The sequence below is a fragment of the Burkholderia sp. BCC0506 genome (assembly GCF_902833145.1).
Classification (GTDB): domain Bacteria; phylum Pseudomonadota; class Gammaproteobacteria; order Burkholderiales; family Burkholderiaceae; genus Burkholderia.
Window position 1 is genome coordinate 13,339 of record NZ_CADFEN010000003.1, and the last position, 16,298, is coordinate 29,636.

The 16,298-nt window shown below is 67.2% G+C and carries 16 protein-coding genes and 1 pseudogene; 6 read left to right on the forward strand and 11 right to left on the reverse strand.

The window, feature by feature from the left end; genetic code table 11:
* Positions 1 to 67: 67 nt before the first annotated feature.
* From HWX62_RS07495 to HWX62_RS07505, 3 genes are all read right to left on the reverse strand, one after another.
* A complete protein-coding gene (locus HWX62_RS07495) occupies positions 68 to 2,302 on the reverse strand; it encodes a bifunctional (p)ppGpp synthetase/guanosine-3',5'-bis(diphosphate) 3'-pyrophosphohydrolase (protein ID WP_175985116.1) in 2,235 nt (744 codons plus the stop codon).
* Positions 2,303 to 2,341: 39 nt separating this feature from the next.
* Entirely contained in the window at positions 2,342 to 2,695 is a 354-nt protein-coding gene (locus HWX62_RS07500) for a RidA family protein (protein WP_027784253.1), read from the reverse strand.
* A 70-nt stretch (positions 2,696 to 2,765) separates the two neighbouring features.
* Positions 2,766 to 3,662, reverse strand: coding sequence for an alpha/beta hydrolase (locus tag HWX62_RS07505; protein ID WP_175929303.1), 897 nt, complete (start codon positions 3,660 to 3,662; stop codon positions 2,766 to 2,768).
* 103 nt (positions 3,663 to 3,765) lie between these two features.
* Between HWX62_RS07505 and HWX62_RS33290 the strand changes: the two are divergent.
* Positions 3,766 to 3,843: pseudogene (locus tag HWX62_RS33290) on the forward strand (short chain dehydrogenase); the annotation flags it as partial.
* Between the two features lie 69 nt (positions 3,844 to 3,912).
* Here the strand turns inward: HWX62_RS33290 and HWX62_RS07510 are convergent.
* Both HWX62_RS07510 and HWX62_RS07515 read right to left on the reverse strand, forming a co-directional pair.
* Positions 3,913 to 4,554 (reverse strand): CoA transferase subunit B, encoded by a 642-nt coding sequence (locus tag HWX62_RS07510; RefSeq protein ID WP_175929304.1) that lies wholly within the window; start codon positions 4,552 to 4,554, stop codon positions 3,913 to 3,915.
* 1 nt (position 4,555) lies between these two features.
* Positions 4,556 to 5,260, reverse strand: a complete 705-nt coding sequence (locus tag HWX62_RS07515) for a CoA transferase subunit A (RefSeq protein ID WP_011884535.1) — start codon at positions 5,258 to 5,260, stop codon at positions 4,556 to 4,558.
* A gap of 219 nt (positions 5,261 to 5,479) precedes the next feature.
* On the opposite strand from HWX62_RS07515, the gene HWX62_RS07520 reads away from it, so the two are divergent.
* Positions 5,480 to 6,025: a LuxR C-terminal-related transcriptional regulator gene (locus tag HWX62_RS07520; protein WP_175929305.1), complete on the forward strand. Its 546-nt coding sequence runs from the start codon at positions 5,480 to 5,482 to the stop codon at positions 6,023 to 6,025.
* 117 nt (positions 6,026 to 6,142) lie between these two features.
* Here the strand turns inward: HWX62_RS07520 and HWX62_RS07525 are convergent, their stop codons facing one another.
* Positions 6,143 to 6,583, reverse strand: coding sequence for a thioesterase family protein (locus tag HWX62_RS07525; protein ID WP_175929306.1), 441 nt, complete (start codon positions 6,581 to 6,583; stop codon positions 6,143 to 6,145).
* Between the two features lie 32 nt (positions 6,584 to 6,615).
* Positions 6,616 to 7,398, reverse strand: coding sequence for an SDR family oxidoreductase (locus HWX62_RS07530; RefSeq protein WP_011545236.1), 783 nt, complete (start codon positions 7,396 to 7,398; stop codon positions 6,616 to 6,618).
* A gap of 180 nt (positions 7,399 to 7,578) precedes the next feature.
* On the opposite strand from HWX62_RS07530, the gene HWX62_RS07535 reads away from it, so the two are divergent.
* Entirely contained in the window at positions 7,579 to 9,252 is a 1,674-nt protein-coding gene (locus tag HWX62_RS07535) for an electron transfer flavoprotein-ubiquinone oxidoreductase (RefSeq protein WP_175929307.1), read from the forward strand.
* A gap of 152 nt (positions 9,253 to 9,404) precedes the next feature.
* Here the strand turns inward: HWX62_RS07535 and aroC are convergent, their stop codons facing one another.
* The 3 genes from aroC to HWX62_RS07550 form a co-directional block, all read right to left on the reverse strand.
* Positions 9,405 to 10,505, reverse strand: coding sequence for a chorismate synthase (gene aroC, locus HWX62_RS07540; RefSeq protein ID WP_044846064.1), 1,101 nt, complete (start codon positions 10,503 to 10,505; stop codon positions 9,405 to 9,407).
* A 288-nt stretch (positions 10,506 to 10,793) separates the two neighbouring features.
* Positions 10,794 to 12,728 carry an MFS transporter gene (locus tag HWX62_RS07545; protein WP_175929308.1) on the reverse strand — a complete coding sequence of 645 codons (1,935 nt, stop codon included), beginning with the start codon at positions 12,726 to 12,728 and terminating at the stop codon, positions 10,794 to 10,796.
* Positions 12,729 to 12,867: 139 nt separating this feature from the next.
* On the reverse strand, positions 12,868 to 13,323 hold the full coding sequence (locus HWX62_RS07550; protein WP_034207093.1) for a CBS domain-containing protein: 456 nt from the start codon (positions 13,321 to 13,323) through the stop codon (positions 12,868 to 12,870).
* Positions 13,324 to 13,480: 157 nt separating this feature from the next.
* Between HWX62_RS07550 and HWX62_RS07555 the strand changes: the two genes are divergently transcribed.
* Positions 13,481 to 13,798 (forward strand): Mpo1-like protein, encoded by a 318-nt coding sequence (locus tag HWX62_RS07555; RefSeq protein ID WP_175929309.1) that lies wholly within the window; start codon positions 13,481 to 13,483, stop codon positions 13,796 to 13,798.
* Between the two features lie 11 nt (positions 13,799 to 13,809).
* On the opposite strand, the gene HWX62_RS07560 is transcribed toward HWX62_RS07555, so the two are convergent.
* Positions 13,810 to 15,138 (reverse strand): YihY family inner membrane protein, encoded by a 1,329-nt coding sequence (locus HWX62_RS07560; RefSeq protein ID WP_175929310.1) that lies wholly within the window; start codon positions 15,136 to 15,138, stop codon positions 13,810 to 13,812.
* A gap of 142 nt (positions 15,139 to 15,280) precedes the next feature.
* Here HWX62_RS07560 and wrbA point away from each other — a divergent pair, with 142 nt between their 5' ends.
* Entirely contained in the window at positions 15,281 to 15,901 is a 621-nt protein-coding gene (gene wrbA / locus HWX62_RS07565; RefSeq protein WP_050018172.1) for an NAD(P)H:quinone oxidoreductase, read from the forward strand.
* Positions 15,898 to 16,290, forward strand: a complete 393-nt coding sequence (locus HWX62_RS07570) for a DUF2069 domain-containing protein (RefSeq protein WP_175929311.1) — start codon at positions 15,898 to 15,900, stop codon at positions 16,288 to 16,290. Before wrbA ends, HWX62_RS07570 begins: the two co-directional genes overlap by 4 nt.
* Positions 16,291 to 16,298: the final 8 nt, after the last annotated feature.

Below are 16,298 nucleotides of genomic sequence, written 5' to 3' on the forward strand. Positions count from 1 at the left end.
AGGGAGCCGTTACGGGGTTGGCAAGTGTTTTATGCAACCGCAGCAAAATAACGCTGTTCCAACCCCATCACGACTTCCGCCCTGCCCGCACGACGCCCTGCACCTCGCCGAGCAGCGTGCACGCGCGCTGCACCTGCGCCGAATTCGAGACCTCGACGGTGAACTGCATGAATGCCGCATTGCGGCGGCTCTGCGTCTTCACGCCGACGACGTTCATCTTTTCGCGCGCGAATACTTCGGAAATATCGCGCAGCAATCCTTGCCGGTCGCTCGCCTCGATCATCAGGTCGACCGGATACACGGACGCGCCGCGCCCGCCGAGCACATCGGCCGACCAGGTCGTCTGCAGCACGCGTTCCGGCGCGCGCTCGACCATCCGGCGGAACGTCGGGCAGTCGGTGCGGTGAATCGACATCCCCTTGCCGCGCGTGACGAAACCGCTGATCGGATCGGGCGGCGCCGGACGGCAGCAGCGCGCCAGTTGCGTCAGCAGCGCGTCGACGCCCACCACCAGCACGCCGGTGGACGCGCCATGCGCGACGCTCGCGCCGCTGCTGCGCTTCTCGAAATCGGCCGGCGCCTCGGGCGCCGGTTCGGGCGGCGGCGCATCGGACAGCGCGTGCTCGACGTTGCGCAGGCTGAATTCTTCCTTGCCGACGACCGAGAACAACTCCTCGGGCGACTTGAAGCCGAGCTTCGCGGCGAGGTTGTCCAGATTGACCGACGTCTTGCCCTCGCGCTGCAGCGTCTTTTCGACGAGCGCGCGGCCGTGCGCGATGTTTTCTTCCTGCTCGATCGAGTTGAACCACGCACGCACCTTCTGCCGCGCGCGCGAGCTCTTCAGGTAACCGAGCTGCAGGTTCAGCCAGTCGCGCGACGGCCCACCCTCCTTCACCGCGACGATCTCGACCGTCTGGCCGTTCGCGAGCGGCGTGTTCAGCGGTACCATCACGCCGTCGACGCGCGCGCCACGGCAGCGATGGCCGAGCTCGCTGTGCAGGTGATACGCGAAATCGACCGGCGTCGCGCCCTGCGGCAGCGCGATCACGCGCGCCTGCGGCGTCAGCACGTAGATGTGGTCGTCGTCGAGCGACGTCTCGCGCAATTGCGCCCACGCCTGGTCGCCCGACGCCTCGGTGCCATCCTCGACGTCGTCCTTCCACGCGAGCAATTGCCGCAGCCACGCGATCTTCTCGTCGTACTTGTCGCTCGCCGAGAACTGGCCGCCGTAGCCGCGCGCGCCGGCCTCCTTGTAGCGCCAGTGCGCGGCGACGCCGTACTCGGCGAAACGATGCATCTCCTGCGTGCGGATCTGCACCTCGAACGCACGGCCGTCGTCGCCGATCACGACCGTATGCAGCGACTTGTAGCCGTTCGGCTTCGGCCGCGAGATGTAGTCGTCGAACTCCTTCGGCACCGGCTGCCACAGGTGATGCACGATGCCGAGCACCGCGTAGCAATCCTTGATGTCGGGCACGATCACGCGGAACGCGCGCACGTCGTACAGCTCGGAGAAATCGAGCTCCTTGCCGCGCATCTTCCGCCAGATGCTGTAGATATGCTTCGGCCGGCCGCTCACGTCGGCCTGGATGTTCGCTTCCGCGAGCTCGTGCTGCAGCCGCGCGATCGCCTGGGTGACGTACGCCTCGCGCTCGATGCGCTTCTCGTCGAGCAGCTTCGCGATCCGCTTGTAGGTGACCGGATCCTCGAAGCGGAACGCGAGATCCTCGAGCTCCCACTTCAGTTGCCAGATCCCGAGACGGTTCGCGAGCGGCGCATAGATCTCGAGCGTCTCGCGCGCGACGTCGGGCGGCGGATCGAGCTTCGCGGCCGCGTAGTAGCGCAGCGACTGCAGCCGCGACGCGAGCCGGATCAGCACCACGCGGATGTCCTGCGCGAATGCGAGCAGCATCTTGCGCAGCGCTTCGATCTGCGCGCGCCGCTCTTGCGCCGCGTCGCGCCCGGCGTCGGGCTTCGCGCTCTGCGCGGCGCGCAGGCTGACGGTGCCGAGCCGCAACAGCTTGCGCACGTCGGACACGAGCCGCGCGACTTCGTCGCCGAAACGCTCGGTCAGTTCGCGCTCGGGGTCGCTCAGGTGCGGTGTCAGCGCGAACAGCGCGGCGGCCTGCATCGCGGACGGATCGACGTTCAGCGTGCGCATGATCGCCGCCGTGCCGGCCGAGTGATCGGCGAGCAACTCGCCGGAGGACAGGCGCGCGTCGCCGGCCCGCTCGCGCACGAACGCGAGCACGTCGTCGAACGACGGCGCCGCGACGGGAGAAGCGGAAACGGATTCGGTCATTGCACGGCCTGCCGGAATACGGTCATCGTCGGATAACGCTCAGCTCCGCTGCGCGGCGACGACCACGATCTCGACGAGCAGCGCCGGATCCGCGAGCTTCGCCTCGACGGTGGCGCGCGGCGGCGTGTTGCCCTGCGCGACCCATGCGTCCCACTCCGCATTCATGCCTTCGAAGTTCGCGAGATCCGAGATGTAGATCTGCACCGACAGCAGATGCGCCTTGTCGCTGTTCGCTTCGGCGAGCAGGCGGTCGATGTGGCCGAGCACTTCGCGCGTCTGGCCGCGGATGTCCTGCGTCGTGTCTTCGGCGATCTGGCCGGCCAGATACACGGTGCCGTTGTGGATCGCGGTTTCGGAAAGACGGGCCCCGACGTGGTGACGAATGACTGCCATGAAATGTTCCGGTCGTGAATGGGTAAGGATCGGGCGGCAGCACGCCGCCGAACCGCATATTATGACGCGTTTATGCGTCGCCTTCGACGAAAAACCGCCGCGCGAGCGCGATCTGGTCGGCACTGACGAACGCCGGCGCGTGGCCCGCGCCCGGAATCTCGACCTGCGTCACATGCCGGCCGCGACGGACCATTTCGGCCGCCGTTTCGCGCGACAGCAAGTCGGACGTCTCGCCGCGCACGACGAGGAGCGTGGCGTCCGTCGTCTCGATCGCGCGCCACAGCGCGGCCTCGCCGAGCGCGGCCAGTTCCGGCGTCGTCGCCTTGAACGGCTCGGCGATGCGCGGATCGTAGCGCATCGTCCAGCCGCCCTCGGGCAGTTCGCGCAGCAGCGGCCCGTTGATCTCGCGCCACTCGTCGGCGCTCAGCGCACCGAACGGCAGCGACAGCGACGTCAGATAGTCGATCCCCTCCTGCTCGGTCGCAAAGCGCGGCTGCACGCCGAGGTACTCGCCGATGCGCGTCAGCGAATCGGGCTCGATGCGCGGGCCGACGTCGTTGACGATCATCCGGCGCAGCGGCGAACCGGGCAGCCCGGCGAGCGCCATGCCGATCAGGCCGCCCATCGACGTGCCGAACCAGTCGACCGATTCGACGTCGAGCCGCGCAATCAGCGTCACCATGTCGGCCACGTACTGCGGAATCGCATAGAGCCGCGGATCGGCGAGCCGGTCGGACCGGCCACGCCCGGCGACATCGGGGCAGACGACGCGGTACGTATCGGACAGCGCGGCGGCCAGCCGGTCGAAATCGCGCCCGGAGCGGGTCAGGCCGTGCACGCAGACGAGCACGCGCGGATTCGCGGGATCGCCCCATTCGGTATAGGCGACGTGGTGAAGGCCAGCAGCGCTCGCGCACTGCACGCGTCGCTGACGGGGAACCGCGGGATTCGCTGGGGTCGGTGGCATCGTTGGCATCCTGTCGAACGGGGGCGACGCGCGGGGCAACGCTTGCGGCGCCCGATGCAAACGATTGTAAACCGCTTCGGAATGACGGGGCGTCACGCGCCAGGCGATCCTGCATGTGGCGGCCACGCCTTATGCAACCGGTTCGACGGTCCTGATCGACGGCGGCGGCGCCACTGCGTAAGGTCATGACAAAACGCCCCGCGCTCCGTCAGGAACGCGGGGCGTCGAGGATGACGCACCAGGGTAGTGCTCAGGCCACGGCGCTGACGTCGAGCGGTGCGCCCGTCTTCGCCTGGATCTCGTCGACGCTCACGCCGTCGGCGAGTTCGAGCACCTTCAACCCGGCCGGCGTCACTTCGATCACGCCGAGATCGGTAATGATCAGGTCGACCACGCCGACGCCTGTGAGCGGCAGGTTGCACTCGTCGAGAATCTTGTGCTGATCGCCCTTCGCGACATGCTCCATCAGCACGACGACGCGCCCCACCCCCGCGACGAGGTCCATCGCGCCGCCCATCCCCTTGATCATCTTGCCCGGGATCATCCAGTTCGCGAGGTCGCCCTGCTTGCTGACCTGCATCGCGCCGAGGATCGCGAGGTTGATGTGGCCGCCGCGGATCATCGCGAACGAATCGGCCGACGAGAAGATCGACGAACCCGGCAGCGTCGTGACGGTCTGCTTGCCGGCGTTGATGAGATCGGCGTCGACTTCGTCCTCGGTCGGCGACGGGCCGATGCCGAGCAGGCCGTTCTCCGACTGCAGCCACACCTCGACGCCTTCCGGCATGTGGTTAGCGACGAGCGTCGGCAGGCCGATGCCGAGGTTCACGTAGAAGCCGTCCTGCAGTTCCTTCGCCGCGCGCGCGGCCATCTGGTCACGATTCCAGGCCATGTCAGTCTCCTTTCGCGCGTACGACGCGTTGTTCGATGCGTTTTTCGGGCGTCGCGTTCAGCACGATGCGCTGCACGAAGATCCCCGGCGTATGAACCTGGTCCGGATCGAGCGCGCCGTTCTCGACGATCTCCTCGACCTCCGCCACGGTGATCTTGCCGGCCATCGCGCACATCGGGTTGAAGTTGCGCGCGGTGCGGCGGTAGATGAGGTTGCCCGATTTGTCGGCCTTCCACGCCTTGACGAGCGCGACGTCGGCCGTCAGCGACGGCTCGAGCACGTAGTGGCGATCGCCGAACTGGCGCGTTTCCTTGCCTTCCGCGATCACGGTGCCGTAGCCGGTATTCGTGAAGAACGCGGGGATGCCCGCACCGCCCGCGCGCAGCTTTTCGGCGAGCGTGCCCTGCGGCGTGAATTCGAGCTCGAGTTCGCCGGCCAGGTACTGGCGCTCGAACTCCTTGTTCTCGCCGACGTACGACGAAATCATCTTCTTGATCTGGCGCGTTTCCAGCAGCAGGCCGAGGCCGAAACCGTCGACGCCCGCGTTGTTGCTGATGCAGGTGATGCCCTTGACGCCCGAATCGCGCAACGCCGCGATCAGCGCCTCGGGAATCCCGCACAGGCCGAAGCCGCCCACCGCGAAGGTCTGTCCGTCGCGGACGATCCCCTCCAGCGCGGCCGCCGCGCTTGGATAGACTTTGTTCATCTGTTGTCCCTTCCTCTATGGAAACCAGCAAAACCGGCTCACGCGCCACGTGGCGCAGGCCCGCCGCACCATTCTATGCATGCGCGGCGATGCCTGCGTCGAGGCACGCTTTTTTATGTCGCGACACACCGCCGCGAGATGCCTGAAAGGGTACGATGCGGCGCGGATGCGGCACAATACGCAAAAATACATAAGCATTTCCCTCCGCCTTCCTGCGCCATGCCCGATCTCGATTACCAGACCGCCTTTCACCTCGCGCCGCTCGGCCTCGTGCTGTCGCGCGACCGCGTGATCGAGGACTGCAACGACGCGCTCGCGTCGATCTTCCGCTGCGCGCGGGCCGAGCTGATCGGGAAATCGTATGCGGTGCTCTACCCGTCGACGGACGAATTCCAGCGGATCGGCGAGCGCATCGCGCGCGTGATGGTCGCCAACGGCGTGTACTCGGACGACAGAATCATGAAACGTGCGGACGGCGAGCTGTTCTGGTGCCACGTGACGGGCCGCGCGCTCGACCGCACCGCGCCGCTCGCGGCCGGGGTGTGGACCTTCGAGGATCTGAGCGCGACGCGCCGCGTCGCGGTCGAACTGACGCCGCGCGAGCGCGAGATCGCCGCCCAGCTCGCGACCGGCAAGACCAGCAAGCAGATCGGGCGCGTGCTCGACATCAGCTCGCGCACGGTCGATATCTACCGCGCGCGGCTGATGCGCAAATACGGGACGAACAATACGCCGGAGCTGCTGCAGCGTCTGCTCGGGCAGTGAACGCGCATCGCGTGGCCGCGCTCGAATGACGATCGGCCGCACGCGGCGGCCGACCCGGGGACACAGCGGACACGGCGCGCCACCGGCGATCCGGTGCCGGCCCGCCGGGGTCCGCGCTCAGCCGACTTTCGTCGCGAGCGCGTGCTCGATCGTGTCGCGCAGCAGTGGCGGCAGCGGCACCGACTTGCCGAGTGCGTAGTCGACCCACACGCAGCGCGCGTTGCCGCGTGCGTAGACATGCTGCGGATCATCGGCGCGCGTGAGCTCGAACCCGGTATCGAAACTGCTCCGGCCGGGCTTCGCCGCCGACATCTTCGCGATCACGTCGCCCGGATAGTGCAGTTGCTTGAGGAATTCCATCGACGCGGTGACGATGACGGGCCCTTGCCCCTCGCCGTTGCCGCCGGCAATGCCGAGCTGCTCGAACCACGAAATCCGCACCTGCTCCATGTAGCGGAAATAGACCGTGTTGTTCACATGGCCGAACGCGTCCATGTCGCCCCAGCGGATCGGCATCGACATCTCAAAAACGGGGGAGTAATCGCTTGTCGCACTCATTGCAGTCTTCTTTGTTGCTGGATGTCATCCGCTCACGCGAGGCCGAAGCCGTCGTCGGCGGAGATGATCGAACCATTGATGAACTGCGACTCGTCGGCCGCGAGCAGCAACAACAGCCCGTCGAGATCCTGCGGCTTGCCGACGCGCCGGCGCGGCAGCATCGACTGCAGCTTCTGGCCCTGCTCGGTTTCCCACAGGTAATGATTGATTTCGGTATCGATGTAGCCCGGGCAGATCGCGTTCACGTTGATCCCGTGGCGGCCCCACTCCAGCGCCATCGCGCGCGTCATCTGCACGACCGCGGCCTTGCTCATTGCGTATAGCCCGATCTGCGGGAACACGCGCAGCCCGGCCACCGACGCGATATTGATGATCCGGCACGGCGGCTTGCCGTTGCCGCCGCCGTTCGCGCGCATGATCATCCGCTTCGCGACTTCCTGCGCGACGAAAAATGCGCCGCGCGTGTTCGTATCGAACACGAACTCGAAATCCGCCGGCGTCACGTCGACGAGCTTCTGCATCGTCGATACGCCCGAATTGTTCACGAGGATGTCGATCGTGCCGGCTTCCGTCTCCGCATGCGCGACGGCCGCCTTGATGCTCTGCACGTCGGTCACGTCGAGCGACACGACGTGCGCGGCGCCGCCCGCCGCCTCGATCTCCGCGCGCAGCTCCTTCAGGCGCTCGACGCGACGGCTCGCGAGCACGACCTTCGCGCCGGCCTGCGACAGCACCTGCGCAAAACGCTGCCCGAGGCCGCTCGACGCGCCCGTGACCAGCGCAACCTTGCCTTCCAGATTGATCGATCGACCCATTTGCACATCCCCTTTCGATGTCGTTTCGCCGGCCCGGGCGGCACAGCCCGGGCCGGCATTACCCTAGCACAAAAAATAGAACGATCGTGCTAATCTGCTTGCATGTTGTTGCGGCAAGCGTTTCGTTTCGCAGACAATACGCTCCCGAATAAAAGCATTCTAACGGTTAGAGGAACGCCAATGACCCCCGCAAGCCTCATCGAGCAGTACGGCCCGCGCGAATCGATGGAATACGACGTCGTGATCGTCGGCGGCGGCCCCGCCGGGCTGTCGGCGGCGATCCGGCTCAAGCAGCTGGCCGCCGAGAAAGGCACCGAAATCGGCGTGTGCGTGCTCGAGAAGGGCTCCGAGATCGGCGCGCACATCCTGTCGGGCGCGGTGATGGACCCGCGCGCGATCACCGAGCTGTTTCCCGACTGGAAGGAACAGGGCGCGCCTTTGAACGTCGAGGTGACGGAAGACCGCTTCCTGTTCCTGTCCGAGAAAAGCGCAGTCACCACGCCCAACTGGGCGCTCCCGGACAACTTCAAGAACCACGGCAACTACGTGATCTCGCTGGGCAACGTCACGCGCTGGCTGGGCCAGCAGGCGGAAGCGTTGGGCGTCGAGATCTTCCCCGGCTTCCCCGCTGCGGAGATCCTCTACAACGACGACGGTTCGGTAAAGGGCGTCGCCACCGGCAACATGGGCGTGGGCAAGGACGGCGAGCCGACCGAGAACTTCCAGCTCGGCATGGAGCTGCACGCGAAGTACACGCTGTTCGCCGAAGGCTGCCGCGGCCATCTCGGCCGCCAGCTGATCTCGAAGTTCAAGCTCGACGCGAACGCCGATCCGCAGGCGTACGGGATCGGCATCAAGGAGCTGTGGGAAATCGACCCCGCGAAGCACAAGCCGGGCCTCGTGATCCACACGGCCGGCTGGCCGCTGAAGTCCGATACGTACGGCGGCTCGTTCCTGTATCACATGGACAACAACCAGGTCGTGGTCGGTTTCGTGGTGGGCCTCGGCTACACGAACCCGTACCTGTCGCCGTTCGAGGAATTCCAGCGCTACAAGACGCATCCGTCGATCCGCGCGTTCCTCGAAGGCGGCAAGCGCGTGTCGTACGGCGCACGCGCGATCACGGCAGGCGGCCTGCTGTCGCTGCCGAAGACGGTGTTCCCGGGCGGCGCGCTGATCGGCGACGACGCAGGCTTCCTGAACGCATCGCGGATCAAGGGCAGCCACGCGGCGATCAAGACCGGCATGCTCGCGGCCGATGCCGCGTTCGACGCGGTGCAGGCGGGCCGTCAAAGCGATGAGTTGAATGCCTACCCCGATGCATTCAAGCAATCGTGGCTGTACACGGAGCTGTACCGCGCGCGCAACTTCAAGCAGTGGATGGCCAAGGGCCTGTACCTCGGCACGCTGATGGTCGGGCTCGAGCAGAAGGTGATGGGCGGCAACGTGCCGTGGACGCTGCATCACCAGCATGCGGACCACGAGATGCTGAAGCCGGCGTCGCAATGCACGCCGATCGAGTATCCGAAGCCGGACGGCAAGCTGACGTTCGACCGGCTGTCGTCGGTGTTCATCTCGAACACGAACCACGAGGAGAACCAGCCGGCGCACCTGACGCTGAAGGACGCGAGCGTGCCGGTGAACGTGAACCTGCGCACGTACGCGGGGCCGGAGGCACGCTTCTGCCCGGCGGCGGTGTACGAGTTCGTGAAGAACGACGACGGCGGCGATCGCCTCGTGATCAACGCGCAGAACTGCGTGCACTGCAAGACCTGCGACATCAAGGACCCGACGCAGAACATCGTGTGGGTCACGCCTGAAGGCGGCGGCGGGCCGAATTACCCGAACATGTAAGCTGCCGGAACGCGCCGCCACGCGCGGCGCGTTTTGCGTGGGTCACTGCGAACCGCCGCACACGAAAACGGGGCGCTGCATCGCGCAGCGCCCCGCTTGCATTCATCGCCCGACGGCCGGGACGGCGCGCTCGGCGCCCTGCCCGTTTCGTATCAGGTCGCGCTGCCTGCGATTTTCGGCGTGGGCGTCTCGACGTCGCCGCACTGCGCGCGATGGCGCAGCGCATGGTCGATCAGCACCAGCGCGAGCATCGATTCGGCGATCGGCGTCGCGCGAATGCCGACGCACGGATCGTGGCGACCGAAGGTTTCGACGGTCGCCTCCTCGCCGGACTTCGTGATCGAGCGGCGCGGCGTGCGGATGCTCGACGTCGGCTTGATCGCGATCGACACGGTGATGTCCTGCCCCGTCGAAATCCCGCCGAGCACGCCGCCCGCGTGGTTGCCGACGAAACCGGCCGGCGTCAGTTCGTCGCCGTGCACCGAGCCGCGCTGCGCGACGCTGTCGAAGCCCGCGCCGATCTCGACGCCCTTCACCGCGTTGATGCTCATCATCGCCTTCGCGATATCAGCATCGAGCCGGTCGAATACCGGTTCGCCCCAGCCGACCGGCACGCCCGACGCGACGACGTCGATGCGCGCGCCGATCGAATCGCCGTCCTTGCGCAGCGCGTCCATGTAGGCTTCGAGTTCCGGCACGATCGCCGCGTTCGGCGAGAAGAACGGGTTCTCGCGGACGTGCGACCAGTCGACGAACGGCACGTCGATTTCGCCGAGGCCGCTCATGTAGCCGCGCACCTCGACGCCGAAGCGCTCGCGCAGCCACTTCTTCGCGACCGCGCCGGCGCCGACGATCGGCGCGGTCAGGCGCGCGGACGAGCGGCCGCCGCCACGGTAGTCGCGAATGCCGTATTTCTGCCAGTAGGTGTAGTCGGCGTGGCCGGGGCGGAACGTCTCGACGATGTTGCCGTAGTCCTTGCTGCGCTGGTCGGTGTTGCGGATCAGCAGCGCGATCGGCGTGCCGGTCGTCACGCCTTCGAACACGCCCGACAGGATCTCGACCTCGTCGGCTTCCTGCCGTTGCGTCACGTGCCGCGACGTGCCGGGCTTGCGGCGATCGAGCTCGACCTGGATGTCGGCTTCGGTCAGCCCCATCCCCGGCGGGCAGCCGTCGATCACGCAGCCGATCGCGGGACCGTGCGATTCGCCGAAGGTCGTGACAGTGAAAAGCGTGCCGAGGGTATTGCCGGACATGATGGAACCGCCCAAAGAGAAATGGGCAAACCGATGCGCTGCCGGGGCCGCAGGCAAGTCGATCGTTTGCCGGTCGAGAAAAGAAGTAAACCGCTATTATGCCAGCCGTCCCGTGACCGCGGGCCGCGTGAACCATTCAGACCACACGGGCCGGCCGCGGACAAGGACAGCCGCGACGCAGTGCGGCGCCCGCAGGCCCTCGGCGTTGCGCCGGGGACCGGCCGAAGCGGGGGCGCCATCCCGGCCCGGTGCGCGGATCGATCATCCCGCGCCGCGCCCGGCACCCGCCTACTTCCGCGCGCCGCGCAGCTCGGTCACCGCCGCCTGCAGCGCCTCGGGCGTCGCGACCGACGCGGGAATCGGCTCACCGACCGCCAGCGTCAGCCGGCTCATCACGCCGCGCTTGATCGGCCGCGGCATCCGCGCATCGGCATGCCGGGAAAAATAGCTGCCCCACAGCCCGCGCAGCGCCATCGGAATCACCGGCACCGGCGTGCGGTTCAGGATCTCCGTGATGCCGTGATGGAACGTGTTGATGTCGCCCGTCTTCGTCAGCTTGCCCTCGGGGAAGATGCACACGAGCTCGCCGTCCTTCAACGCGGCCTCGCACAGGTCGTATGCCCGCGCGAGCATCGCGGGATCCTCGTGGCGCGGCGCGATCGGGATCGCCTTCGCATGCCGGAATACCCAGCTCGCGAAACGCGTCTTGAAGATCCGGTGATCCATCACGAAACGAATCGGGCGCGGACTCGCGGCGGCCAGCACGAGCGCATCGACGTAGCTGACGTGGTTGCACACGAGCACCGCCGCCCCTTCCGCCGGAATCCGCTCCGCGTGCACGAGGCGGATCCGGTAGAACGTGTGCACGAGCACCCACGCGACGAAGCGCAGCAGGAACTCGGGCACGAGCAGGTAGATGTACGTCGCGACGACCACGTTCAGCAGCGCGGTGACGAGGAACAGCCCCGGGATGTCGACACCGGCCTTGGTCAGCCCCATCGCCATCACGGCCGACAGGATCATGAAGAGCGCGTTCAGGATGTTGTTCGCGGCGATGATCCGCGCGCGATGCGTCGGCGCGCTGCGGCTCTGGATCAGCGCGTACAGCGGCACGCTGTAGAAACCGCCGAACATCGCGAGCAGGAACAGGTCGGCCAGGATGCGCCAGTGGCGCGCACCGGCCAGGAATTCGCCGACCGACAGCAGATGGCCGGGCGACGGCAGCGCGTGGCTCGCGAAGTACAGTTCGATCGCGAACACGCTGATGCCGATCGAGCCGAGCGGCACGAGGCCGATCTCGACGCGCCGCTGCGACAGCCGCTCGCACAGCAGCGAACCGAGGCCGATGCCGACCGAGAACGTCGCGAGCAGGATCGTGACGACGTCGGGGCTCGCGGACAGCACGTCCTTCGCGAAATTGAAGAACGACGTGAGGAACGTCGCGCCGACGAACCACAGCCACGAGATGCCGAGCAGGCTCAGGAACACCGTGCGGTTCTGGCGCGCGAGCCCGAGGTTGCGCCAGGTCTCGCTGACCGGGTTCCAGTTGATCACGAGGTCGGGCTGTGGCGCGGGCGTGGGCGGCACGCGCTGCGCGACGAGCCGCCCGGCCAGCGCGATGACGACGACGCTCACCGCGAGCACGCGCTCGCCGCTGCCTTCGATGCCGGCGGCCGCGCCGCCGATGATCGTGCCGATCAGGATCGCGATGAACGTGCCCATCTCGACGAGACCGTTGCCGCCGACCAGTTCATGTTCGCCGAGATGCTGCGGCAGGTACGAATACTTGACGGGGCCGAACAGCGTCGAGTGCATGCCCATCATGAACGTGCACAGATACAGCAGCGTCGCGCTGTGCGTGACGAAACCGGCCGCGCCGATCAGCATCAGCACGATCTCGAAGGTCTTCACGAAGCGCGTGAGGGTCGCCTTGTCGTATTTGTCGGCGATCTGGCCGGAAGTGGCCGAGAACAGCACGAACGGCAGGATGAAGATCGCGGAAATCAGGAACGCGGCCGTCTTCGCATCGACGCCGGCAAACCGCGCGGTGTGATACGTGACGAGCGACGTGAAGCCGATCTTGAAGACGTTGTCGTTCAGCGCGCCGAGGAACTGGGTCGTGAAGAACGGCGCGAAGCGGCGCTCGCGCAGCAGGTCGAACTGCGATGCGTGCGCGTGCCGTTCGCCGCGCCGCCCGGAAGTGGCTTGCGTGTGATCGCTCATGCGGAATACGCGCGCGTCGTCTGGGCGAAGCTGCGCGGGCCTTGTGTGGTTGTTGAAAAAACGGCGGCGCAGGACATGCCTGCGCCGCCGCGTGCCGGATGGCGGCGCCCATGCAACGACGTGCCGGGCGCGGCGCGATTCACGGCTTGTGCGCTTCGGCTTCCGATTCCGGCCAGTCGCGGATGTACGCCTTCAGCATCCGGTTCTCGAAGCTCTGCGCCTCGACGACCGTCTTCGCGACGTCGTAGAACGAAATGACGCCCATCAGCACCTTCTTGTCGAGCACCGGCATGTAGCGTGCATGACGCTCGAGCATCATCCGGCGCACTTCGTTGACGTCGGTTTCCGGCGTACAGGTGAGCGGCTCGTCCATCACCTTGCGCACCTGCACGTCGCCGATCGCGCCGCCATTTTCGCGCAGGCGCAGGATGATCTCGCGGAACGTCAGCATCCCGACGAGATCGCCGTACTCCATCACGACGAGCGAACCGATGTCGTGTTCGGCCATCGTATCGACCGCTTCGCGCAGCGGCTTATCGGGCGTCACCGTAAACAGCGTGTTGCCCTTCACTTTCAGAATATCGCTGACGCGCATCGTAGTCCCCTCATGCTTGAATGCAAAATCTCTTTCGATCCTATCGGAAAGCCTGTCAAAAGGAAAGCACGGGCCGGCGCGGCGGCCCGCCACCGCTTGCGGCCGCGGGCCGCCCGCCGCACAATGGCCCCATGAACGGCGGCCCGAGGAGACGGCCATGACGCATACGCACACGGAGCAATTCGCCAGCTTCGCTGACTTCTACCCGTATTACCTGAACGAACACCAGAACCTGACGTCGCGCCGGCTGCACTTCATCGGCTCGCTCGGCGTGATCGGCTGCGTCGCGATGGCGGTCGCGACCGGGCACTGGCCGTGGCTGCCGGCGGCGGTCGCCTGCGGCTACGGGTTCGCGTGGGTCGGACACTTCTTCTTCGAGAAAAACCGGCCGGCGACGTTCCGGCACCCGATCTACAGCCTGATGGGCGACTGGGTGATGTTCAAGGACATCTGCACCGGCAAGATTCCGCTGTAACCGCGGGCCCGTCAGGCAGGCCGCGGCGGCCGCGCGTGCGGGTCGGACACGGCGCCCGGCGCCGGTCCGGCGCTCCCGGCCGGCTGCGCGCCCGCGAGCCGATGCGCGGCGATCAGCGACGCGAGCGACACGTCGAACCGGTCGTTCGACAGCACGTCGAGAAGCGCAGCCCCGTCGACGTGGCTGCGGCGCCGCTCCAGCTGGTAGGTCAGTTCCGTACGGTCGATCACCAGCACGTCGAACAGTTGCGCGAGCGTCAGTTGTTCGGGGTTCGCGAGCAGGATGTAGCGCGGTGCGGTCTCGCCGCCTTCGAGCCGCGCAACCCATTCGCGCTCCTCCATCGTCGTCAGCAACCGCTGCGCGGTTTCCATGTCGCAGCGCAGCATCGTCGCGAGCCGCATCGCCGTGTAGCCGCGCTTGCCGGCGGCCCGCCCTTCGGCCAGCCGCGCGAGCAGCTCCAGCGCGTCGAGCAGGTCGCTGCCCGGATAGTGGATGCGGTGGAACTGGCCGACGCGAATCGCCGGCAGCGCCGACGCCACCATCGCGCCGAGCAGCGCGATGAACCAGCTCAGATACACCCACAGCAGGAACACCGGGAGCGCCGCGAAAGCGCCGTAGACGGCCGTATAGGTCGGAATGCGCCGGACGTAGTAGCCGAAGCCGCGCTTCGCGAGTTCGAACGCGATGGCCGCGAACAGCCCGCCGATCACCGCGTCGCGCCATGCGACCGCGCAATTCGGCAGGTACACGTACAGCAGCGTGAACGCGAGCACCGTCAACGGCAGCGACGCGAGCGCGAGCAGCCACTCGACGATCGACGTGGACGGCCCCGCGCCGGTGAACGCGAGCGACTGCGTGAACAGGTACGACGAGATCGACAGGCTCACGCCGAACAGCAACGGCCCGAGCGTGATCAGCGCCCAGTACGCGAGCACGCGCTGCGCGAACGGCCGCGGCTTGCGCACGCGCCAGATCAGGTTGAACGCCGATTCGATCGTCATCATCGTCATCACCGACGTGACGACCAGCACGATCAGGCCGGCCGTCGTCAGCCCCTTGGCCTTCGACGCGAACTGGTTCAGGTACTTGAAGATCTGGATGTTGAACTGCGCGGGCATCAGGTGATCCGCGAGGAACCCCTGCAGCGAAATCTGGAACGACGCGAACATCGGGAACGCGGTGAACAGCGCGAACGCGACCGTCAGGAGCGGCACGAGCGCCAGCATCGTCGTGAAGGTCAGGCTGCCCGCCACTTGCGGGATGCGATCCTCGGCGCTGCGCCGGGCCGCGAACCGTGCGAGGCGCTTGATGGTGTCGAGATCGACGCTCAACTTCGGCAAACGGCTTCTCCTTGTTGATACCGCGCGCGTCATGGCGCGCCGCCGCGCAGCGCGACGGCTTCAGCCCCTATAATAGCCGCTCGATTCCAGCAGGGGCCGACTGCACCGGGCACGCGCGCGGCCGCACGCGGCTCCGTCGCCCATGAAAGACATCCTCGTCCTCTATTACAGCCGTCACGGCGCCACGCGCGATCTCGCGCTCGCGATCGCGAACGGCATCGACAGCGTGCCGGGCATGCAGGCACGCATCCGCACCGTGCCGCCCGTGTCGGCCGTCTGCGAAGCCACCGCCCCCGACATCCCGGCCGACGGCCCGCCGTACGCGGAACTGCGCGACCTCGAGGAATGCGCGGGCCTCGCGCTCGGCTCGCCGACCCGCTTCGGCAACATGGCCGCGTCGCTCAAGTATTTCCTCGACGGCACCACGCCGCAATGGCTGTCGGGCGCGCTGACCGGCAAGCCCGCGAGCGTGTTCACGTCGACGGGCAGCCTGCACGGCGGCCAGGAGTCGACGTTGCTGTCGATGATGCTGCCGCTGCTGCATCACGGGATGATGATCGTCGGGATCCCGTACACCGAATCCGCGCTGAGCACGACACGTACCGGCGGCACGCCGTACGGCGCGTCGCACGTCGCGCAGCACGATCGCGCGGCGCCCGGCGGGCTGTCGGCGGACGAGAAGGCGCTCGCGGCCGCGCTCGGCGTACGGCTGGCGCGCGCGGCAGCCGCGTTGTCCGCCGCGCAGGCAGCCGAGGCGGCATGACCGCCCCCGCCCGCCCCGCCGTCGCGGCCCGGCCGCGCTACGCGCTGGCCGCCGCCGCGTGCCTCGTCGCGCTGATCGCGCTGTCGCTCGCCTGGGAGCTGTGGCTCGCGCCGCTGCGCCCCGGCGGCTCCGCGCTGATGCTCAAGGCCGTGCCGCTTGCGCTCGCGCTGCCCGGCGTCTGGCGGCGTAACATCTATACGATGCAGTGGGCGAGCATGCTGATTCTCGTGTACTTCGCCGAAGGCATCGTGCGCGGCATGTCCGATCGCGGGCTGTCCGCGACGCTCGGCTGGGGCGAGACCGCGCTTGCCGTCGGCTTCTTCGTGGCGGCGCTGGCTTACGTCGCGCCGTTCAAGCGCGCGGCGAAAAAACCGCGCGCCACGTCCTGACCCTTACG